Here is a 20,453-nt window from a genome sequence, read left to right on the forward strand (position 1 = left end):
TTGAAGTCGATTGGGATGCTTCACTATCGAAAAAATCCGCTAGAAGTTAAAAAAGCTTATCCCTTTGCTGCTGTCGCAAAAATGGAGGGAATCCCCTTTTTTTATTTTTCTTACAACAATGTTGATTTTAATCATTTGAAAATTAATGGCTGGGTGTATCAACATGGTGAATGGACACAAAAAGTTATCGACTTTCCAACAGTCATCATTAACAGCTGCAACCCTAAAACGAAAAGACAATCCGCCATTTTGAAAAAATTAAAGGAATATGCTATTTTTACAAGTTATCCTGTTGGAAATAAGTTCAAAGTATACAAAAAAATCTTTAATGCGAAAGAATTCTCCAGTTATTTGATTCCTTCCACAAAATTAAATCATCCACATAAATTTATCTCTTTTCTCCAGAAACATTCTCGAGTTGTAATCAAACCATTAACCGGTAATCAAGGTAAAAAAATATTATTTATCGAAAAACTTAATGAAAAGCAACTGTTCAAATTAACCGACGGTCAGAAAGTTAGCGTATTTAACCAAAAGGAAATGGAGGATCTAATTGAAGGGCTGGTCCTTGAGCAAAAATATTTGCTTCAGCCTTTTATTGAATGTAAAACAAAAGCCGGATTAACCTATGATTTTCGCTTGCATGTTCAAAAAAATGGACGTGGGTTTTGGGAAATTACCTTAATTTATCCACGGATCAGCGGTAACGCCAAATTGATTAGCAATATTAGTAGCGGAGGGTACCGCGGTGACTTAGAAACTTTTCTTTTAGATGAATTTGGGGAAGAGTCAGATCGAATAAAAACAGTTCTAGAGCAATTTGCATTAACATTTTCTGCTCATTTCGACACATTATACGAACATTCCTTTGATGAACTGGGTATTGATGTTGGAATGGATCAACTGCAAAGGCTATGGTTATTTGAAGTCAATTGGAGGCCAGGTTGTAAGAATAGGGAATTTGAAGTGGCCAGGCGGCTTATTCCTTATTGCATCTATCTTGCGAATAGGCAAAAGCTTTAAATAGAAACTAGCTGTCTCGACAAGTGACAGCCAGTTTTTATGTTTGCGTCTATTTAGTGTTTTTTTTCTTTGCTGCATTTTCTAGTTTACTTTTTGGTTCTTCAGCGAACTCCGCATCTTGACCATATCCTTGAGGATTAACCCCTGGAGCTTTGACACCTCGATTAGTTTGACCATTTTTACCCATCTACGTTCACCTCCCACTTTTTTAGTATTTCCATGTGGAATAATAAAACACGGGCTTTCGAACAATATTAGCAGGGGTGATATGATGAACAAGGGTGTTTATTTAGCACTTTTCAGCATGGGACTAGCACAAGGGATGAAAATTCCTATACATTATTATAAAAAGAAAGAATGGCGTCCAGAGCTGTTTTTTGGTACCGGTGGGATGCCTAGCTCACATTCAGCAGGGGTTTCTACATTAACAACATACATTGCAATGCAGCGTGGACTGCCAACCTTTGATTTTGCCCTTTCCCTCATCTACGGATTAATTGTCATGTATGATGCGCAAGGGGTAAGAAGGCAAACAGGGGAGCTAACATTAAAGGTGAATTCAATGAATGAATTAATTGAAAAAATTCATAAAGAGGAAAGTGTTGAATTTAGACAGGACTCTCCAAAAAAGCTAAAAGAAATGTTAGGCCATGAGCCCGAAGAAGTTGTTGGAGGGGCAATTCTAGGTGTTTTGGTCGGAGTCATAGGTCATCTATGTACAAAAAAGAATAGAAAATTATCGAAATTTAAGTTAAGATTCTAAGGGATGTTCAAAGTTTGTTGGGAGAGGGATGGGCAAAGTCATTGGCAACAGTCGAAGATTATTTGCACCACTTGGAAGGAAAAGGATTTCAATTCCAAGAGGATGCAATTGGCTTTATATTCTTTGGGAAACACTACACAAATGCTTCTGATGAAATGATTAATACAGCCATTGAACTGACATTAAAAGCACAAAAAAGTTTTGATGGCAGTTTTTATGTATCATTGTTGGAAACATTAATTTCGAACAGGATCAACTCAAGGAAAGATGCCATTAGGTTCGTTAAAGAAAAGGAACTGTTAGCGATATAATTAGGAAAAAACTCCCTTCTCTGAAAGGGAGTTTTTTATGAGACCTTATCCTCAAAGGGCTTGTTTTTTCTAAGTAAAGGGATTTTGTTTGTTGGCATCTCAGCAAAAATCATTCCTGCAAAAATGAGGCAGCACCCAACTAAGGCACTATAGGAAAGTCGTTCATTTGCCCAATAAAAACCTGTAATCGCGGCAAATACCGGCTCCATTGCAAAAATTAACGCAACTCGTGTTGCAGAAGTGTATTTTTGAAAATTTGTTTGAATCAAAAATGCCAGTGCTGTTGCAAATATGCTTGTGATTACAAGGGCAACTAGAACATCTTGCTTGAGTAATATATGTAGATTAAATGTCTTTTTCCAATCTTCAAAAAAGAAAGAGGATAAAATCGATAAAAGGGCAACTGTTGAAATTTGAATGACTGTTAACAGCAAGGTTGGATATTTATTACTAAACTTACCTGTATAGATGATCTGTAGTGCGAAACTGATGGCGCAAATGAAAACGAAACCATCACCTCTATTCAATGAAGTAACATCAGTCATCGTCAATAGGAATAAGCCAATGGTCGCAGTTAACACGCCCAAGACAGCATTCCTGTTCGGAAACTGCTTTAATAACATCATTGAAAATATTGGAACAAGGACAACATTTAACCCTGTAATAAAGCCGGCTTTGGAAGAAGTTGTATATAAAAGGCCGATTGTTTGGGTAGCATAACCAAGGAAAAGCCAAAATCCGATAAATACACCTGATAAAAGCAGCTTTAAATTCAATTGTTTTAACTGTTTTTTTTCAAATATTACAAGGCAGAAAATCAATAAAATCGCTGCTGCAAGAAAGCGAATGCTATTAAAGGAAAACGGTTCAAGAAAATCAATCGCATTTTGGACTAACACAAAAGTGCTGCCCCAGATGATCGTTACAAGGAGCAAACTTAAATCGGCAAATATAGGTTTTTTCATGATGTATCATTGCTCCTCGGGAATATTTTTTCTAATTGCCTGCCTTGCTAGTTCATCCGCCGCTTTATTTTCAGCACTTGGGATCCATTTCATAAAAAATAATTGAAACTTCTTTGATAAGTGTAATGCCTGTTCAAATAATGGTAAGTATAGTTTGTTTTTTACAAATTCTTTTTCTATCGCATTGTTAACTAATTGAGAGTCGGTCCGAAATGACACGACTGAATTTTCAAATCCCTTTTCTAAACATATTTCCAATGCCTTAATAAATGCATGATATTCTGCTTCATGATTCGTCATTTTTCCTAATGGAATCGAATATTTTTCTGTAATGCCGTTTCCTTTAATAAATATCCCGGCCCCACTTGGTCCAGGATTTCCGGCACTAGCCCCGTCAATATAAACCTCAATCAATTCTGTTTCCTCCATAAACGTAATATTGAAAGTTTATCATATTTCTTTTAAGTCAGAAAATATTTATTCTTATAACTACTATGAAGAAGTGGGTATGATAAGAATATATATCAGAATAGGTTAGAATGATGTGGTCGATATAGTGGGATGGAATATGTTATTTAAAAAGCCCTTGAATTCTTTTTAGAAAGGTTGAGGACATTGAACTATAGGTTAGAGTGGATGTATAAAATAAAAAGTAATGAAAAGGTACAGTTTTCCTCTGAAATGGTATCAGGTGAAACGGCTATACAAATTGGTGAAGAGCTTGAAATGACTGGGAAAGTATCTGATTTGTTTTTTTATGATGAAAAGGGAACATCATGGATCTTAAAGGAAATGAAAAAGTTGATGACCGAAATTGAAGATGATCCTCATGAAATAACTGTTTACTTTGATGGAGGGTTTCAAAAGGAAACAAATCAAGCAGGTCTTGGGGCTGTTATCTTTTTTAAGCAGGGGAAGAAGAAATACCGTATCAGAGCCAATGAACGGATTGATGAATTGGAAACAAATAATGAAGCAGAGTATGCTGCTTTTTATTATGCATTAAATATTTTAGAGGATTTAGGAGTTCATCATTTATCTTGTGAATTTAAAGGTGACTCCCAAGTGGTTTTAAAACAGCTGGAAGGGGATTGGCCTTGTTATGAAGATACGCTTAATAGCTGGCTTGACAGAATTGAGGGAAAAATTAAAACGCTTGGTTTAGTCCCTAAATATACGTCCATTGCTAGAAAAGATAACAAAGAAGCTGATAAATTGGCGACACAAGCATTAGAAGGAAAAGAAATTTTTGCAAAAACATTGATTCTTTAGGAAATGGGTGTGAAACTCTTGTGAAGGACTTAAACAAAAGGCAATTATTGGTTCATGTAGAATCCTTAATGGTTCAATACTGTGAAGGCTGCTTTTTACACCAGCATTTGAAAAAAGAAGGTGGGCGGAGAGCAGCACACCGGTTTTGCATTTCAAAATGTACAGTGGGAGAACAACTTCAGGTGTATGGGAAGAAGCTGAGTTGAAAATTCACCTAAGTCCTGTTAGCGCCTATAAAAAAGGCTGACGAAAACGTCAGCCCTTGATTAATTAATTTAGATTATAGTTTTACAACGTTAGCTGCTTGTGGTCCACGGTTTCCTTCAACGATTTCAAAAGAAACTTCTTGGCCTTCTTCTAAAGATTTGAAGCCTTCGCCAGTGATAGCGCTGAAGTGTACGAATACATCGTCGCCGCCTTCTACTTCAATAAAACCAAAACCTTTTTCATTGTTAAACCATTTTACTTTACCGTTTTGCATTTACTTCTTCCTCCTAAGCCTTTCAAGCCACCCTTATTGGTGCCAAAGATAAATATTATCATGCAGCCACTTGCTATGCATATATAGTTACATGATGCTTTAAATATACAATAATGAAAATTTACAGTCAAGGAATGACTTGTCTCTTTTATTGAAATTATGGTAGTTTCTATGAAAATATTTAAGTGTCTGATTTTGTCCGTACTCCTAACATGAAAAATACCTCTGCATCATATCTTAAATTAATCAATTTATTTACAGAGGCGGGGATAGGATGTACCGATTTTCCATTGAAGGTGATGAATGGATATTAAGATTTTCACCCCAAGTTTATATTGATTCTGATGAAAAGCAGACCATTTTATTTGCACTGCTCCATATGGGATTAGACCTAGATAATTATTCACATGGAAATGCCTTTATCATTTTTACAAAGAAAATTGGTGCAATTGTGTTCAATGTGGAGAGAATTCCATCCTTAATTTTAACAGTTTCGAATATTATCCCCGAGGATAATTGGTATAGTCAGGATCTTCCTTCAATAAAGCCGTTGAGTTAACAATAGCAAGCATTAAGGGTGATAATTTGATCACTCAGGCTGTCGAAAAACCTTCGACAGCCTTTTAATATATTCATTTTCTTTAACAATTCACCGCGTTAATTTGTTATAATATCAGTAAATATATTGGCTTTTCAACAGGCCTGGTAGCAGGGACAAATAATTTAATAAAAATGGGTATTTTTAGATTTAGGCAAAATAAACAATTGCCGAGAAAAATACCCTTTCTCGACAATCTGGGTGATCATTTGATCACTCTTTTTTATTATTTAGTCTATTTGTCAAATAAAAGACAAAATACTAAGGAGATTTCGTGACGTAGTCTGCTATTTTAATAGTAAGAACTTTGAGAGTAATTCTAAAAATAATTATTATCATTATTACCACTGTACTTAGAAATTGAATGAATCTACAATTACTGAAAAGTGAAGAATGATACAGTCGATTATATAGTCTCGATCATCCTCTATCATAAAATTGGAAAGGAAATTGGTTGATGTGGTGATTATTTATTCTTTACGAACAATGGATTTAATGGGTAAAATGGATTTCGGGATGCTTTGTAAAAAGGGAGCAATCATAATGAAATTAATTATTGCCGAAAAGCCGGATCAAGGGTCAACCTTAGCATCAATCTTTAAACATAAAAAACAAAATGGTTTTATCGAAATTTATCCAAATGATATTTTTCCTAAGGGAGCCTATGTGACTTGGGCAATTGGTCATGTATGCCAATTAGTCTCGCCCGAAAAATATCAGCAAGGCTGGAAAAAATGGTCGTTAGATAATTTACCAATTATCCCTGAACAGTTTGAATACGAAGTAACGAAAGATAAGGCAAAACAATTTGCAGTCATAAAAAAGTTAGTGTCTGATTCTAATGTAACTGAAATTATTCATGCGGGTGATGCGGGGCGCGAAGGTGAACTGATTATCCGCAATATCCTCAGGTTAACAAAATGTCACAAACCCATGAAAAGGCTGTGGATCTCGTCGTTAACAGCTAATAGCATTAGAGAGGGTTTTAAAAAGCTGTTGGACGAGCAAGAAACACGGAGCTTATTTTTTGAAGCCTACACAAGGGCTTGTGCTGACTGGGTGGTTGGTATGAACGCTTCACGTTTGTATAGCTTACTTTTACAAAAACAAGGATTTTCCGATGTATTTTCAGTTGGTAGAGTACAAACACCAACTTTAGCACTTATTGTTAAAAGAGAAATAGAAATAGAGAACTTTAAGTCGGAACCCTTTTGGGAGGTTCTCGCACATTTTTTAATGAATGGAAAAAAATATACTGGAAAATGGCAGAACGATGGGGAAACCCGAGTGAATACAAAAGAGTTAGCCGAAAAAGTTGCTGCTTTTTGCAAGGATAAACCTGCCGAAGTCAGCGAGGTTCTATCAGAAAGGAAAGAGTTCTTTCCTCCACTCTTATATAATCTTTCCGCCCTCCAAGCCGAGGCAAATAAACGCTTTAAATTCTCACCGAAGAAAACTCTCGATGTTATGCAAAAGCTCTATCAAAAGGGAAATGTCTCGTACCCTCGTTCAGATTCACGGTACGTAACAAAAGAAGAAGCGAATACTTTCCCGGACGTCTTAAACAAATTAAGTCATATTAAAGATTACGAAAGTTTCTTCCCGTTACCATTTGCTTCGATTTCAGAAAACAAACGCTATGTGAATGAAAAGAAGGTCACAGACCACTATGCGATTATTCCGACGGAACAAATCCCAAATGTGGAGCGGCTCACCCCAGATGAGAAAAAAATCTACGATTTAGTTGTAACAAGTTTGATAGCCGCACACTACAATAAGGCCATAGCTGAATATACTACTGTGACAACATTGGTGGATGGAAGGGCAGCGTTTATCTCGAAGGGGAAGGTTCAAATTGAAGAAGGCTGGCGTAAAGTACTGAATCCAAAAGATAATGAAGACGAACCTGCACTACCAATGCTAGCAGAAGGTGAGCAGGGTCGGTCGGATAAAGTGGAAGTCAAAGAAAGCAAAACTCAGCCGCCAAAACGCTATACTGAAGGTCAATTAATTACGTTAATGAAAACGGCCGGTAAGCATATAGATGATAAAGAACTCGAAAAAATTCTGACAAAGACCGAGGGCCTTGGAACAGAAGCAACCAGAGCAGGCATCATTACTATGCTAAAGGACCGTCTATATATTGAGGTTACTAAGAATTTAGTTTATGCTACAGCTAAAGCCAAAATCCTCATTGTGGCCATTGGGAAAGAAATTTTAGCTTCACCTGAAATGACCGCAAAGTGGGAGCAGAAACTAAAGGAAATATCTGAGGGGTCTGCTGCACCAAAGCAATTTATGGAGCAAACAAAAAAGATGGTCATTCACTTAATTTCTTCAAGTATTGGTCAAGCTACTAACTGGTCGTTCTCGGAGGAGATTCGCGAAAATTTTGCACCTGGGAAGCAAAAAGGGAGGAAGCAGGCTTTTACCAAGCTGGGTCCTTGTAAAAAATGTGATGGTTCAGTCGTAGATAAGGGCAGTTTTTACGGTTGTTCAAATTACCAAAAAAATCAATGCGATTTCACTATTTCAAAGAAAATATTAGGTAAAAATATTACCCAGAAGAACATTAAGCTGCTATTATCAGAAGGAAAAACCGAGCTTATTGAAGGTTTTACCAATAAAGAAAAAACCTTTAATGCCCGGCTTTTTATAGACCAAACTGAAAAAAAGGTAAAATTTTTATTCGAAGAAACAGCAGCAAAATAAAGAATTGTTATTTTATATAAGTGATAAAGTGCCTTGTCACTATTTTTTTTCTATAGTAAACTTTTAGTTGAGTAATTTTTTGGAGGGTATGGGATGCCAACACCAAGTATGGAAGATTATATTGAACAAATATATATATTGATTGAAGAAAAAGGATACGCTCGAGTCTCAGATATTGCCGAAGCGCTGTCAGTACATCCCTCCTCAGTAACGAAAATGGTGCAAAAACTTGATAAAGATGAATATTTAGTCTACGAAAAATATAGAGGACTTGTGTTAACAGCCAAGGGGAAAAAGATTGGCAAGCGCCTTGTCTTTAGACATGATTTACTTGAACAGTTCCTCAAAATTATCGGTGTAAAAAATGAAAATATTTATAACGATGTCGAAGGGATTGAACACCATTTAAGCTGGGATTCAATTGATCGAATTGGTGACCTGGTTCAGTTTTTTGAAGAAGACCAAAAGCGTATAGAGGCATTAAATGAAATACAAAAACAGAATGAAAGTGAATAATAAACAAGCACCTAGCAGCAATTGCTAGGTGCTTTTAATATAAATCTGGGTATTGATCAAAAGATTGGTTGCTCTCTGGGATTAAAGACATTCTACCATGCTCTTCCTCAATAGCCTGAACCCCTTGAATTACACCATTTTCTGCCTCTAGTATTGCCTTTCGATAAGAAATGATTCGTCCCTCAGAAGTGACAAAGTTGATAATTTCCCCAAAGGAATTACGGTGAAGTGCCACAATTGATTCCATGAAAATTCTCCTCTTAAGATTATTTTTAAAAGCAATACCTTGCTTTTTCCTATATTCTTTCTATTTTTACAAATAATAAACAAACAATCATATAAAAAAAGCATCGGAATTTACCCGATGCTTAGTGTTAACCCCAAAAAAAAGGGGTTTCCTGGTATACATAATAATTAAGCCAGTTTGAAAAGAATAAATGACCATGAGAACGCCAGCGATTAATTGGCGGCTGGGTTGGATCATTGTTTGGAAAATAGTTCTCCGGTATATGGATTTCAAGGCCTTTATTCAAGTCTCTTTCATATTCTTGGGCCAGCGAATCTGATTCATATTCCAAATGTCCGGTAATCATGACATGCTTTCTATCCCGAGAGGCAATTAATAAGGCACCTGCATCTTCAGAGGCGGCTAATAATGTTAATTCTGGATTCTTTTTAATTGCTTCAATCGATACATCAGTATAGCGAGAATGGGGAGCATAAAACTGGTCGTCAAACCCTCGCAGCAAAGTGTCATTAGGTTCAAAAATCCGGTGAGGATAAATACCTGAGCATTTTCGCTGTAACTCAAATTTACCAATCCGATAATGGTAGTTAAGAGCAGCCTGCGCACCCCAACAAATATGTAACGTCGAAGTGACATTTTGATTGGCCCAGTCCATAATCTCAGTTAATTCCGACCAATATTTAACTTGATCAAATTCTAATAGCTCTACTGGGGCACCAGTAATAATCATCCCATCAAATTTTAGGTTTTTCACTTGGGAAAAGGTGGTGTAAAACTGTTCAAGATGCTGTTTACTCGTATGGGTGGATTCATAGGAGTTGGTTTTTAGAAAATTGACATTTATTTGTAAAGGCGAGTTTCCTAATAGTCTTAAAAGCTGTGTTTCTGCTTTTTCTTTTTCAGGCATTAAATTCAGAATGAGGATATTTAATGGTCTGATGTCCTGTGCAATTGCACGTTCATTGTCCATAATGAAAATATTTTCGTGTTCGAGAATTTCCCTCGCTGGAAGGAGTTTTGGAATGTTAATTGGCAAGTGATCAGCCCCTTTTTTAGGTTAATTAGGCGAATTTCTAATTACTACATCCATTTATATAACTACCTACGATAAGGAGTCAATGAATATTTGAAATATTTGATATTTATATTATAAACATTATTGTAAATTCAGAAAAGTATTAATTAATTTGTCATATTTAATTTTCGGAATGAAAGCGCTTATTTGATACAATGAAACCGTAAGTCCAATTCTAAATGCTGAATGCGGGGGATAAAGGTGGTATTGAAAACAGAAGTGAAATCAGACATTGATATTGCACAAGAATCAAAGATGAAGCCAATTGTTGAAATCGCCGAAAAAATTGGTTTGGAAGAGGATGATCTAGAACTTTTTGGTAAATACAAAGCTAAAATCTCAAATGAAGCTCTTGCTAAACTCAAAACGAAGGATAGCGGAAAAATTATCCTTGTCACTTCCATTAATCCAACACCAGCAGGCGAAGGTAAATCGACTGTGACAGTTGGACTGGCAGATGCTTTTAATCGGATAGGTAAAAAAACAATGATCGCAATCAGAGAGCCTTCACTAGGCCCAACTATGGGTATTAAGGGTGGGGCGACTGGCGGTGGATACTCGCAAGTCCTGCCAATGGAAGACATCAACTTACATTTTACTGGAGATTTGCATGCGATTACGACTGCAAATAATGCCCTCGCTGCGTTAATCGATAATCATCTCCAACAAGGAAATGAACTTAACATAGATCAACGGAGAATAGTCTGGAAACGGTCCCTTGATTTAAATGACCGTGCATTAAGAAAAGTTATTATCGGTCTTGGTGGACCCCTTCAAGGTGTTCCAAGGGAAGATGGCTTTGATATTACGGTCGCATCGGAAATTATGGCGGTTTTATGTTTAGCAACAGATCTAAAGGATTTAAAATTACGATTATCACGGATGGTTGTTGCCTATAATTATCATAAGGAGCCGGTAACGGTCGGTGACTTAGGTGTGGAAGGCGCATTAACGTTATTGTTAAAAGATGCGGTCAAACCAAATCTTGTTCAGACGATTGAACATACGCCAGCTCTTATTCACGGCGGTCCGTTTGCAAATATTGCGCATGGGTGTAATAGCGTCATAGCAACTAAAGCTGCGGCTCAGTTAGCGGATTATGTGATCACTGAGGCTGGCTTTGGAGCAGATTTAGGTGCAGAAAAGTTTTTACATATTAAATCAAGAAGTGCGAGGATTCAACCAGAAGCAGTTGTTATTGTTGCGACTATTCGTGCCTTAAAAATGCATGGGGGAGTAGCAAAAAGTGAGTTAGCTAAAGAGAATATTCCATCACTAACACTTGGTTTTGCAAATCTAAAAAAACACATCGAGACAATCAATAGCTTTGGATTACCAGTAGTTGTTGCAGTTAACAAATTCATCACTGATACAGAACTCGAAGTAAAAACATTACTTGGATGGTGTGAAAGAGAGAATGTTCCTGTTGCCTTAACCGAAGTATGGGAAAAAGGCGGAGCAGGAGGCATCGAGCTAGCTGAAACACTTTTGGCTGTCATTGACAAGAATGAAAACAATTTTAAGCCTTTATACGACCTATCTGATCCGATTGAACAGAAAGTTAGAACAATTGTCCAAAAGGTTTACGGTGGAAAAGATGTAGAATTTTCTTCAAAGGCTAAAAAACAATTGATTGATTTTGAAAAATTCGGCTGGTCTAATTTAGCTGTTTGTATGGCGAAATCTCAATATTCCTTGTCTGATGATCCTGTAAAGTTAGGTAGACCAACGGATTTCAGCGTGACGGTCAGGGAGTTTAAACCTTCGATTGGGGCTGGATTTATCGTCGCGTTAACTGGAGATGTTATGACCATGCCAGGGCTGCCGAAAAAACCTGCTGCCTTAAATATGGATGTGGATGAAAACGGGAATGCAGTTGGGCTTTTCTAAATCAAAAAAGAATTATGAACTTAGATAACTGTCTAGCGCAAGCGGCCGAGCGGGCGCTTGCGCTTTTCTTAAGAGGAGAGTAGATGGGATATGTTTGATCCGACAGCCTTTGATAACATGAAAGTGGTGATTGAAGGTGCTCTTTATGATTTAGATATTATCGGTGAGATTGTTATTACGGACCGAAACGATCTAATCAACATGGCTAAGATGTCTCGGAAATTTGATGTATCTTTCCGTTTACCTAAAAGCAGTGTAATAGCGAATATTGAAATGACATCAAACCTAGTTAATCTAGCAGCAGAGCTTTTACCGGCCTTACAATCAGAACAGAAGGCAGGGTGTCATTTAAGGCTCCAATTTTTAATTGAACATAAAGACATGGAAATAGACTTTCATGCGGTTGAAAACATCCTACTAAACGTATGGGGGTCCACGAGAAAGATAACTCAAATTGTTCAGTATCAACCACTTGAAATTGTACGAAAGCATACTCATGTGATTAATGTTGATTTTGATCGATTGATTCGGGAAGACCAAGTGGATGATTTGGTTGAAATGACTGAGTTTATCATGACAACTCTTAAGCAACTGAACAGGGAATTTTAGTAATATGAAGCGAAACCAGCTTTTCATCCAAAGCTGGTTTTAATTAGGTTTTTAAAATATTTACAATATTCAAATTTTTATGTACGATTAATTTACATATCTGTTCATTTTTTTATAAAAAAGGGGAGATGACGTTGGTCAAAACGGCTTGGGTCACAGATAGTACAGCCTATTTAGACGAAGAATTAAAAAATCATCCAGATGTATATACCATTCCACTAACGATTTTACTTGATGGTGAGGAATTTTCTGATGGGATTGACTTAACCCCTGCTCAATTATTCGAGAGATTAAAGCAACTTAAAAATCCACCTAAAACATCACAACCTTCCATTGGAGCTTTTCAAACATTATACGAACAACTGTCTAAGGATTACGACCAAGTTGTCGCCGTTCTTTTATCAGGAAAATTAAGTGGCACGGTATCCTCGAGTGAGCAAGCTGCAATGCTTGTTGAGATTCCGGTAACGACCTTTGATTCCAATATCCTAACCTATCCAATGACGGCTTTACTTAAAGAAGGAATAAGGCTGCTTGAAGCAGGCGCTAGTCTTGATTCAGTAATCAGTCAACTCGAAAGAATTAAGAAAACCAACGAGACCTATGTTCTTGTTGGCAGTTTAGAACAGCTCCACCGAAGCGGCAGAATGTCAGGCTTGAAATTCTTTCTCGGCAGTATGCTTAACGTTAAACCAATTATTTCGATCGAAGATGGTGCGCTGAGTGTGAAAGAAAAAGCAAGAAGTGAGAAAAAGGCAAAGGAAAAAATATTGGATTACTTAAGGTCATCCTACGAGCAGCATCATTTTAAAGAGGTATATATTTTATATGGTTTGCACGAGGGTCACGCAGCTAATTGGAAGGATGAATTAAGAAAGGAATTTCCTCAACTTGAAATCAACTGTTGTCCATTAGGCGCGGTAATCGGCGTGCATGCAGGTGAAAATACCCTTGGCATCAGCTGGCATAATGAGTTGAAATAACTTACTCCCAAACTGAGCATACTAAAATTGCAATTAAATCTTAAATGAGAGGGAGATGCGCCATTAGTAAGCAAGGAAGACAAAATCCGAACCAAACAAGAGAACAAATTGAAAAGCAAGACAAACGAAATGATATTGAACTTGGAAGCGAGTTTCAAATTGGTAATAGCAAGTCGCAAAGTCAGAAAAAAAGCGGACGCCAAGCTAACAAAAAATAATCCCGAACATTCGGGGTTATTTTTTGTTTGTTTTTCATGTTAAAATAGCAAGGATAAAGGTAGGTGCTTTCAAGCAATGAAGAATCCGATAATTGTGCTAACAGAAGAATTTGTCCGTAATGAATTAGCTGAAGATGCGACAGGCCATGATTGGTTCCATGTCGACCGCGTTCGACGGAATGCCTTACATATTTGCAGGGAAGAAAAGACAGGAGAGGCGTTCATTATTGAAATGGCTGCATTACTCCATGACATCCCTGATGAAAAGTTGAATGAAAGTATCGAAAAAGGTGAAGAAAAACTGGAAACCTTTTTGCAAACAATTCCGCTAACAGATAATGAAAAAAAACATATAAAACAAATTATCGCAACGATTTCCTATAGAGGCGGCATAAACAGTGAGCTCTCAACGATTGAAGCCCAAATCGTCCAGGATGCAGACCGATTAGATGCGATTGGAGCCATCGGGATTGCGAGGGCGTTTGCCTATGGCGGTAAAAAAGGACAACCTATTTATAACCCCGGCATTAAGGTTCGAAACGAAATGAGCTTAGAAGAGTATCGAAAAGGTAAATCTACAAGTATTCACCACTTTTATGAAAAGTTGCTTAAATTAAAAGATTTACTAAATACAGAGTCTGCCCGAGAAATGGCAGAAAGCCGTCAACAAATGATGGAAACCTTTTTAGAACAATTTTACCAAGAATGGGATGGACAAGAATGAAAATGCTCACAGGAGAAAATGTTTCGAAAACGTATGGGGAAAAACAGCTCTTTAACAATATCTCGTTCACGATTAAAGAAAAAGAGCGTGTGGGATTAATCGGGATCAACGGGACCGGTAAATCATCATTATTAAAAATTATTGCAGGACTGGATACTCCTGACGAAGGAAAAATCATCACAAGTAAAGACTATTCCATTACATTTTTAAACCAACAGCCGGAGTTAGACGGTGACAAAACGGTCCTTGAACAAGTCTTCCATGGCGATGCTCCCATCCTAAAACTAATGCGTGCTTATGAAAAAACTTTATTAGAACTGAATCTTTCTCCAAATGACACGAAAGTCCAAGAAGACCTTTTTGAATTACAAAAGCAAATGGATGCTTTAAATGCTTGGGATGCCAGTACCAATGCAAAGTCGATTTTAATGAAATTAGGGATTGTGGAATTTACAAAAAGAATCAGTGAACTTTCGGGCGGACAGAAAAAGCGCGTCGCATTAGCTCAAGTATTAATTGCCGAGCCGGATTTACTTATTTTAGACGAACCTACGAACCATCTCGATTTTGATTCGGTAAAATGGTTAGAGGATTATTTAAGTAGATACAATGGCTCGATTTTGCTTGTCACACATGATCGCTACTTTTTAGATCGGGTTGCGAATCGGATGTTTGAGCTCGATAGTGGTCAATTATACAGTTATAAAGGGAACTATGCCGCCTTTTTAGAAGCAAAAGCGATTCGTGAAGAAAATGAGGCAGCTACCTTTGAAAAAAGTAAGAATCTGTTCCGCAGGGAGCTCGAATGGATTAGGCGTGGTGCAAAAGCCAGGTCTACAAAACAAAAGGCGAGGATTCAACGTTTTGATGAGCTCGATGAAAAGGTTTCGAGTGGGAAGTCATCTTCTGAAAAGATGGATATTTCGTTAAATGGCAGTCGGCTTGGCAAGCAGGTATTTGAACTGAAGGATGCTTCCAAGCGATACGGAGCAAAAACGATTTTATATCATTTTGATTTACTTGTGAAGCCGGGGGATCGGATTGGCATTATCGGGAAAAACGGAACCGGGAAATCAACTTTATTAAATATCCTCGCAAAACATATCCCCCTTGATGAGGGTGAGTTCATTATGGGGCAAACGGTGAAAATCGCTTATTACACACAGGAAAGCGAAGATATGGATGAAAATAAGCGGATGATTGAATACATTAAAGAGACGGCCGAGATTGTCGAAACATCGGACGGGAAAACGATCTCTGCTGCTCAAATGCTTGAACGCTTTCTATTTCCTCCATTTTCGCACGGTACCCCGATTCGAAAGCTATCGGGCGGGGAAAAACGACGTTTATATTTGTTGAAAATATTGATGACTGCACCCAATGTGTTATTGTTGGACGAACCAACCAATGATCTCGATACCCAGACACTGACGGTTCTTGAAGATTATTTGGAAGATTTCCCGGGAGTGGTAATCACTGTTTCTCATGACCGCTATTTCTTAGATAAGGTGGCTGAACAGCTTCTCGTCCTACAAGGGGAAGGTACAATAGATTCATTCTTTGGGAATTATACAGAGTATCTTGAGAAGGAATCAGCGCTTGAAGCACAAAAAACAGTCGCGGTTTCGGCCAAGCCATCTAAACCGGTTGAGAAAGAAAAAAAGAAAAAAATGACCTATTTAGAGAAAAAAGAATGGGAATCAATTGATGAGGACATTGCGAATACAGAGACCCGCATTGAAGAAATAGGTGTTGAAATGGCGAAAACAGGCAGTGATTTTACGAAAGCACAGGATTTGATGAAGCAGGAAACCGAATTAAACGAAAAGCTTGAGTACTTAATCGAACGCTGGTCATATCTGGCAGAGCTGGCTGAAAAGGAATAAGAGTGCGTCCATGGACGTACTCTATTTTTCTTCAAGCATAACCAGTGATTGAAACTTATCCAATATGATAAAATTGAAAAAGAAATCATAAGAATTAGGTGATCTTGTTGAAAATTAAGGCGATTGAACCAACGCCAAGTCCGAATACAATGAAAATTAATTTAGATGAAGAACTTCCTATGGGGAAAAGCCATAATTATAAAAAAGAAGCAGCAACAGATGCGCCAGCCGTTATCCAATCCATCCTTCAAATCGAAGGGATCAAAGGCGTGTACCATGTCGCAGACTTTCTTGCTGTCGAGCGGAATGCAAGATATGATTGGAAGGAATTATTACCTCAAGTTCGCCAGGCATTTGGAGAAAAAGCGAATGAAACTGCAAACACAGCAAAAATAGATGAACATTTTGGGGAAATTAAGGTTGAAATCCAAATGTTTAAGGATATTCCACTCCAAGTAAAGCTTACCGATGGCACAATTGAAAGACGGTTTGGATTGGCGGAACACTTTTTAAAGGCAAGGGAAAGGGCACAGCTTCCTGATGATAACTATATCTTCTTGCGAAAGTGGCAAAATCAGGGCGTCCGCTATGGAGATTTTGACCAAATTGGCAAGGAGGTAGTCGATGAACTCATTGCCGCGTATCCACTGGAACGATTAGAAGAATTAGTTACAAATGCTCAATCAGTAGAATCTACTTCAGAACCAAAAATTAATCTGTCTCGCAAAAAGGTAACATTGGAGGATTTACAGAATCCCGATTGGCAGATTCGCTATCAACTCCTCGAGCAAATGGATGATCCGGAACTAGAGGATTTACCCGTGCTTGAAAAAGCATTATCTGATGAAAAGGCTTCGATTCGAAGGCTTGCAACAGTGTACCTAGGCATGATCAAAGAGAAAGAGGTACTTCCGCTTTTATACCAGGCACTGAAAGATAAAACTGTGACCGTTCGAAGAACCGCGGGAGATTGTCTATCAGATTTAGGGTTTCCAGAAGCTGCCGACGAGATGATGGAAGCATTGCAGGATAAGAGCAAGTTAGTTCGATGGCGGGCAGCTATGTTTTTATATGAAGCAGGCGATGAAAAGGCCCTTCCAGCGTTAAAAGCTGCCGAAAATGATTCGGAATTTGAAGTCAGTTTGCAAATAAAAATGGCGATTGAAAGAATTGAAGGCGGTAAAGAAGCTAAAGGTTCTGTTTGGAAGCAAATGACTGAATCAAGGAAAGCGACCGAATAAAATTGCAAATAGCTAATAGATTAGGTATTCTAAAGTGGATGAATCGAAACGGAGTGATATAAAATGTCAAATGCTTATGATGAATATATGAAACAAATGGTTTTACCGATGCGCGAAGAATTAACTAGAGCTGGCTTCGAAGAGCTACCTACTGCACAAGATGTAGAACAATTTTTGGAAAATGTCCGCGGAACCACGCTGGTTGTCGTAAATTCTGTGTGCGGATGTGCTGCTGGATTGGCTCGTCCTGCTGCAACGCAAGCGGTGCTAAATAGCGAAAAAAAGCCCAACCACCTAGTAACAGTTTTTGCTGGACAGGATAAAGAAGCTACAGCGAAAATGCGTGAGTATTTCGAAGGAATTGAACCATCATCACCATCAATGGCATTATTAAAAGATAAAAAAGTCGTTCATTTCATTCCTAGACATGATATTGAAGGAATGCCGATGGAAACAGTTATGCATAATTTACTTGGGGCATTTGAAGCCCACTGCTAATTAGGATGTCAGCCGACATCCTTTTTCTATGATTAAATTGTGATATTTAAACTGTTTTTTTCCATTTACAAGAAAAAAGAAGTATAATATTTTGTATAATAACTAATTTTAGAAAAAAATAGATTATACATAATCTTGCTAAGAATAAGGTGAAATGAAAAATGAACAATTGGCTTCGTAAAACGTTATTTGTATTAGTATCTGTTTTAACTTTTGGACTTGTTACCCCCACACAATTAATCAATACGGTAAATGCAGAGAATCTAGCCGATCGTGATGCCTTTGAAGCGCCATCGACCGAAAGTCACTTTGGACAAACAAACACGTTTATTGAAGAATCAGATTTTGATAAAGAAAAGTTTATTGAAGAATTAATAAAACAAGCAGAATTCCAGTCATATCAAAAATTTGGTCCAAAGATTAAACCAGTCATCGAAAATGAATTCAGGGAAATTATTTTACCAAATATCGAAACTGCACTTGAAGAAATTGCAGTCCAATTTCCTGAAGAAGATTTGAAAAATCTCACCATAACCGAACATCCTGGTGCCGGGCTTTCTGAAAAAATCTTTAATATTAACAATCGCGCTATCGGTAAAGATATACTTCGTTTTCATGTAAGACGAGATAATCCACCGCAAGCAGGCTACTGGTTCAATTTTCATTACCACACCTACCATGATAATTTCCAGAGCCATCATGAGTTAGGGTCCATTTTTTGGGCTAAAAATACACCACCTAAATGGATGAGTTAATGTGAATTTGCTTATTGGCAGGAAAAAATTTTATTATAATAAATGAAACCTTTTTATGACAAACTCGTAAATAGACTATTACCTAAATTGGAGGAATGAAAAATGGCAGTAAGTTTATCAAAAGGTCAAAAAGTTGATTTAACAAAAACCAATCCTGGTTTAACAAATGTTGTGGTTGGATTAGGATGGGACACAAACAAATATGATGGTGGAAATGACTTTGATTTAGATTCATCTGTTTTCCTATTAGGAGAAAATGGAAAAGTTTCGAATGAAAGTGACTTTATTTTCTATAATAATCCACAAGGAGCAAATGGAGCTGTAATACATACCGGAGATAATCGCACAGGTGCTGGTGATGGTGATGATGAAGGCATTAAAGTAAGTCTTACAACTATTCCAGCCAATATTCAGCGGATTGCGTTTACAATTACAATTCATGATGCAGAAAGCAGAAATCAAAACTTTGGACAGGTTTCAAATGCCTATGCCCGCATTTACAATGAGGCAAACGGTGAAGAATTGATTCGCTATGATTTAGGTGAGGACTTCTCGATTGAAACAGCAATTGTTGTTGGTGAATTGTATCGCCACAATGGTGAATGGAAATTTAGTGCCATCGGCAGTGGTTATCAAGGCGGATTAGCTGCACTTGCAACTGACTTTGGACTATCTATAGGTTAATATTTCAAAATGAAGAGACCCAATCAATAATGGGTCTTTTTACAAAAGCTTTGTTAACAATATGTCTAGCTGCTGCGCCTAGGGGCTCTATGGTCTACAGCCAATCCGTCGTGAAGGTTAAAGAATAACCTTCACGCCGGGTCGTCTTATGATTGTCGCCCCTGAACAAGGCGCATCCGCTTTTCTATTCTAGGAGGAATTACTTTAATGTCAGTTTTGAATCATATCTTGGACACCTATGCGCAATTTTTTGATTTGAATATGTGGGGTAGAATATTAGCCGATCCAGTCAGCTGGGGACTTATTGGGACACTTATTATTTTAGAAGGATTACTTTCTGCTGATAATGCGCTTGTTTTAGCCGTTATGGTTAAACATTTGGAACCTAAAAAGCGTAAGAGAGCCTTGTTCTATGGTTTATTAGGAGCATATATATTCCGATTTATTGCGATTGGAATCGGAGTATACTTAATCAAGTTTTGGGTCATTAAAGCCCTTGGTGCCGCGTATCTTGCTTGGTTAGCGATTAAGTATTTCATCGATAAGCGTAAAGGTGATGATGGTCACGATGATGAGGAAGCAGAAGGAATTAACCAAGGCGGCTTGCTAATACGCTTATTTGGTACCTTTTGGGGAACGGTAGCTGCCGTTGAATTAATGGATATTGCATTCTCAGTAGACAGCGTACTGGCTGCATTTGGTGTCAGCAATCAGGTATGGATTTTATTTGTAGGTGGGATCCTTGGCGTGTTAATGATGCGTGGCGTTGCCGGAGTATTTCTTACACTAATTGACAGGATTCCTGAACTTGAAACTACGGCTTATATCTTAATCCTAATCATTTCTATTAAGATGGCACTAACCTTACCATTATTCAACATCCATATTGAATCATTACATTTCTTTATTATTCTAGCCGTAACATTTGGAGCTACCTTTATTGTTCACTTCATGAATAAGAAAAAGGAAACTAGCAAAGAAAACTAAAAATTGTTGACTAAA

General features: G+C 37.5%; 24 protein-coding genes. 18 read left to right on the plus strand and 6 right to left on the minus strand.

The annotated features are described in order from the left end of the window. Complete coding sequence (locus tag J7E77_RS03680) at window positions 1–1,023, plus strand: YheC/YheD family endospore coat-associated protein (RefSeq protein WP_214712444.1); 1,023 nt, start codon at window positions 1–3, stop codon at window positions 1,021–1,023. 49 nt (window positions 1,024–1,072) lie between these two features. Here J7E77_RS03680 and sspL read toward each other — a convergent pair whose 3' ends face one another. Beyond that, on the minus strand, window positions 1,073–1,210 hold the full coding sequence (gene sspL / locus J7E77_RS03685) for a small, acid-soluble spore protein L (RefSeq protein WP_088088727.1): 138 nt from the start codon (window positions 1,208–1,210) through the stop codon (window positions 1,073–1,075). 84 nt (window positions 1,211–1,294) lie between these two features. Here sspL and J7E77_RS03690 point away from each other — a divergent pair, with 84 nt between their 5' ends. Together J7E77_RS03690 and J7E77_RS03695 are read left to right on the plus strand one after the other, a co-directional pair. Beyond that, window positions 1,295–1,786, plus strand: a complete 492-nt coding sequence (locus J7E77_RS03690; protein ID WP_214712626.1) for a divergent PAP2 family protein — start codon at window positions 1,295–1,297, stop codon at window positions 1,784–1,786. Window positions 1,787–1,827: 41 nt separating this feature from the next. Beyond that, window positions 1,828–2,097: a DUF6123 family protein gene (locus J7E77_RS03695; protein ID WP_168246228.1), complete on the plus strand. Its 270-nt coding sequence runs from the start codon at window positions 1,828–1,830 to the stop codon at window positions 2,095–2,097. A 35-nt stretch (window positions 2,098–2,132) separates the two neighbouring features. On the opposite strand, the gene J7E77_RS03700 is transcribed toward J7E77_RS03695, so the two are convergent. Together J7E77_RS03700 and J7E77_RS03705 are read right to left on the minus strand one after the other, a co-directional pair. After that, window positions 2,133–3,062 carry a DMT family transporter gene (locus J7E77_RS03700; protein ID WP_214712446.1) on the minus strand — a complete coding sequence of 310 codons (930 nt, stop codon included), beginning with the start codon at window positions 3,060–3,062 and terminating at the stop codon, window positions 2,133–2,135. A 6-nt stretch (window positions 3,063–3,068) separates the two neighbouring features. Beyond that, the gene (locus tag J7E77_RS03705; protein WP_088088724.1) at window positions 3,069–3,476 is read right to left on the minus strand and encodes a reverse transcriptase-like protein; all 408 of its coding nucleotides are present in this window, start codon (window positions 3,474–3,476) and stop codon (window positions 3,069–3,071) included. Window positions 3,477–3,677: 201 nt separating this feature from the next. Between J7E77_RS03705 and J7E77_RS03710 the strand changes: the two genes are divergently transcribed. Further along, window positions 3,678–4,334 (plus strand): reverse transcriptase-like protein, encoded by a 657-nt coding sequence (locus J7E77_RS03710; protein WP_214712448.1) that lies wholly within the window; start codon window positions 3,678–3,680, stop codon window positions 4,332–4,334. 20 nt (window positions 4,335–4,354) lie between these two features. Beyond that, the gene (locus J7E77_RS03715) at window positions 4,355–4,540 is read left to right on the plus strand and encodes a zinc-finger domain-containing protein (RefSeq protein WP_214712450.1); all 186 of its coding nucleotides are present in this window, start codon (window positions 4,355–4,357) and stop codon (window positions 4,538–4,540) included. A gap of 74 nt (window positions 4,541–4,614) precedes the next feature. Here the strand turns inward: J7E77_RS03715 and cspD are convergent, their stop codons facing one another. Continuing rightward, window positions 4,615–4,815 carry a cold-shock protein CspD gene (cspD, locus tag J7E77_RS03720; RefSeq protein WP_026563856.1) on the minus strand — a complete coding sequence of 67 codons (201 nt, stop codon included), beginning with the start codon at window positions 4,813–4,815 and terminating at the stop codon, window positions 4,615–4,617. 274 nt (window positions 4,816–5,089) lie between these two features. Between cspD and J7E77_RS03725 the strand changes: the two genes are divergently transcribed. The 3 genes from J7E77_RS03725 to mntR all read left to right on the plus strand — a co-directional run bounded on the left by J7E77_RS03725 (window position 5,090) and on the right by mntR (window position 8,641). Beyond that, a complete protein-coding gene (locus J7E77_RS03725) occupies window positions 5,090–5,374 on the plus strand; it encodes a hypothetical protein (protein ID WP_214712452.1) in 285 nt (94 codons plus the stop codon). 582 nt (window positions 5,375–5,956) lie between these two features. After that, on the plus strand, window positions 5,957–8,125 hold the full coding sequence (locus J7E77_RS03730; protein WP_214712454.1) for a DNA topoisomerase III: 2,169 nt from the start codon (window positions 5,957–5,959) through the stop codon (window positions 8,123–8,125). Between the two features lie 93 nt (window positions 8,126–8,218). Further along, a complete protein-coding gene (gene mntR, locus J7E77_RS03735) occupies window positions 8,219–8,641 on the plus strand; it encodes a transcriptional regulator MntR (RefSeq protein ID WP_088088719.1) in 423 nt (140 codons plus the stop codon). Between the two features lie 34 nt (window positions 8,642–8,675). Here mntR and J7E77_RS03740 read toward each other — a convergent pair whose 3' ends face one another. Together J7E77_RS03740 and metA are read right to left on the minus strand one after the other, a co-directional pair. Then, complete coding sequence (locus tag J7E77_RS03740; RefSeq protein ID WP_214712456.1) at window positions 8,676–8,888, minus strand: DUF3892 domain-containing protein; 213 nt, start codon at window positions 8,886–8,888, stop codon at window positions 8,676–8,678. Between the two features lie 127 nt (window positions 8,889–9,015). After that, a complete protein-coding gene (gene metA, locus J7E77_RS03745; protein WP_214712457.1) occupies window positions 9,016–9,924 on the minus strand; it encodes a homoserine O-acetyltransferase MetA in 909 nt (302 codons plus the stop codon). A 225-nt stretch (window positions 9,925–10,149) separates the two neighbouring features. On the opposite strand from metA, the gene J7E77_RS03750 reads away from it, so the two are divergent. The 10 genes from J7E77_RS03750 (at window position 10,150) to J7E77_RS03795 (ending at window position 20,438) form a co-directional block, all read left to right on the plus strand. After that, window positions 10,150–11,853 carry a formate--tetrahydrofolate ligase gene (locus tag J7E77_RS03750; RefSeq protein ID WP_251026901.1) on the plus strand — a complete coding sequence of 568 codons (1,704 nt, stop codon included), beginning with the start codon at window positions 10,150–10,152 and terminating at the stop codon, window positions 11,851–11,853. A gap of 90 nt (window positions 11,854–11,943) precedes the next feature. Beyond that, window positions 11,944–12,462 carry a hypothetical protein gene (locus J7E77_RS03755; protein ID WP_214712459.1) on the plus strand — a complete coding sequence of 173 codons (519 nt, stop codon included), beginning with the start codon at window positions 11,944–11,946 and terminating at the stop codon, window positions 12,460–12,462. Between the two features lie 134 nt (window positions 12,463–12,596). Then, entirely contained in the window at window positions 12,597–13,445 is an 849-nt protein-coding gene (locus tag J7E77_RS03760; RefSeq protein WP_214712460.1) for a DegV family protein, read from the plus strand. A 294-nt stretch (window positions 13,446–13,739) separates the two neighbouring features. Further along, the gene (locus J7E77_RS03765; RefSeq protein ID WP_214712463.1) at window positions 13,740–14,387 is read left to right on the plus strand and encodes an HD domain-containing protein; all 648 of its coding nucleotides are present in this window, start codon (window positions 13,740–13,742) and stop codon (window positions 14,385–14,387) included. Further along, window positions 14,384–16,273, plus strand: a complete 1,890-nt coding sequence (locus tag J7E77_RS03770) for an ABC-F family ATP-binding cassette domain-containing protein (protein WP_214712464.1) — start codon at window positions 14,384–14,386, stop codon at window positions 16,271–16,273. Before J7E77_RS03765 ends, J7E77_RS03770 begins: the two co-directional genes overlap by 4 nt. Before the next feature lie 107 nt (window positions 16,274–16,380). Further along, window positions 16,381–17,514, plus strand: coding sequence for a conserved virulence factor C family protein (locus J7E77_RS03775; protein ID WP_214712465.1), 1,134 nt, complete (start codon window positions 16,381–16,383; stop codon window positions 17,512–17,514). A gap of 63 nt (window positions 17,515–17,577) precedes the next feature. Next, window positions 17,578–18,012 carry a BrxA/BrxB family bacilliredoxin gene (locus tag J7E77_RS03780; protein WP_214712466.1) on the plus strand — a complete coding sequence of 145 codons (435 nt, stop codon included), beginning with the start codon at window positions 17,578–17,580 and terminating at the stop codon, window positions 18,010–18,012. A gap of 161 nt (window positions 18,013–18,173) precedes the next feature. Further along, the gene (locus tag J7E77_RS03785; protein WP_214712468.1) at window positions 18,174–18,767 is read left to right on the plus strand and encodes a YpjP family protein; all 594 of its coding nucleotides are present in this window, start codon (window positions 18,174–18,176) and stop codon (window positions 18,765–18,767) included. Window positions 18,768–18,869: 102 nt separating this feature from the next. Continuing rightward, on the plus strand, window positions 18,870–19,451 hold the full coding sequence (locus J7E77_RS03790) for a TerD family protein (protein ID WP_214712470.1): 582 nt from the start codon (window positions 18,870–18,872) through the stop codon (window positions 19,449–19,451). A gap of 207 nt (window positions 19,452–19,658) precedes the next feature. Next, window positions 19,659–20,438 carry a TerC family protein gene (locus tag J7E77_RS03795; protein ID WP_214712475.1) on the plus strand — a complete coding sequence of 260 codons (780 nt, stop codon included), beginning with the start codon at window positions 19,659–19,661 and terminating at the stop codon, window positions 20,436–20,438. Window positions 20,439–20,453: the final 15 nt, after the last annotated feature.

It is taken from the genome of Bacillus sp. ISL-77 (assembly GCF_018613105.1).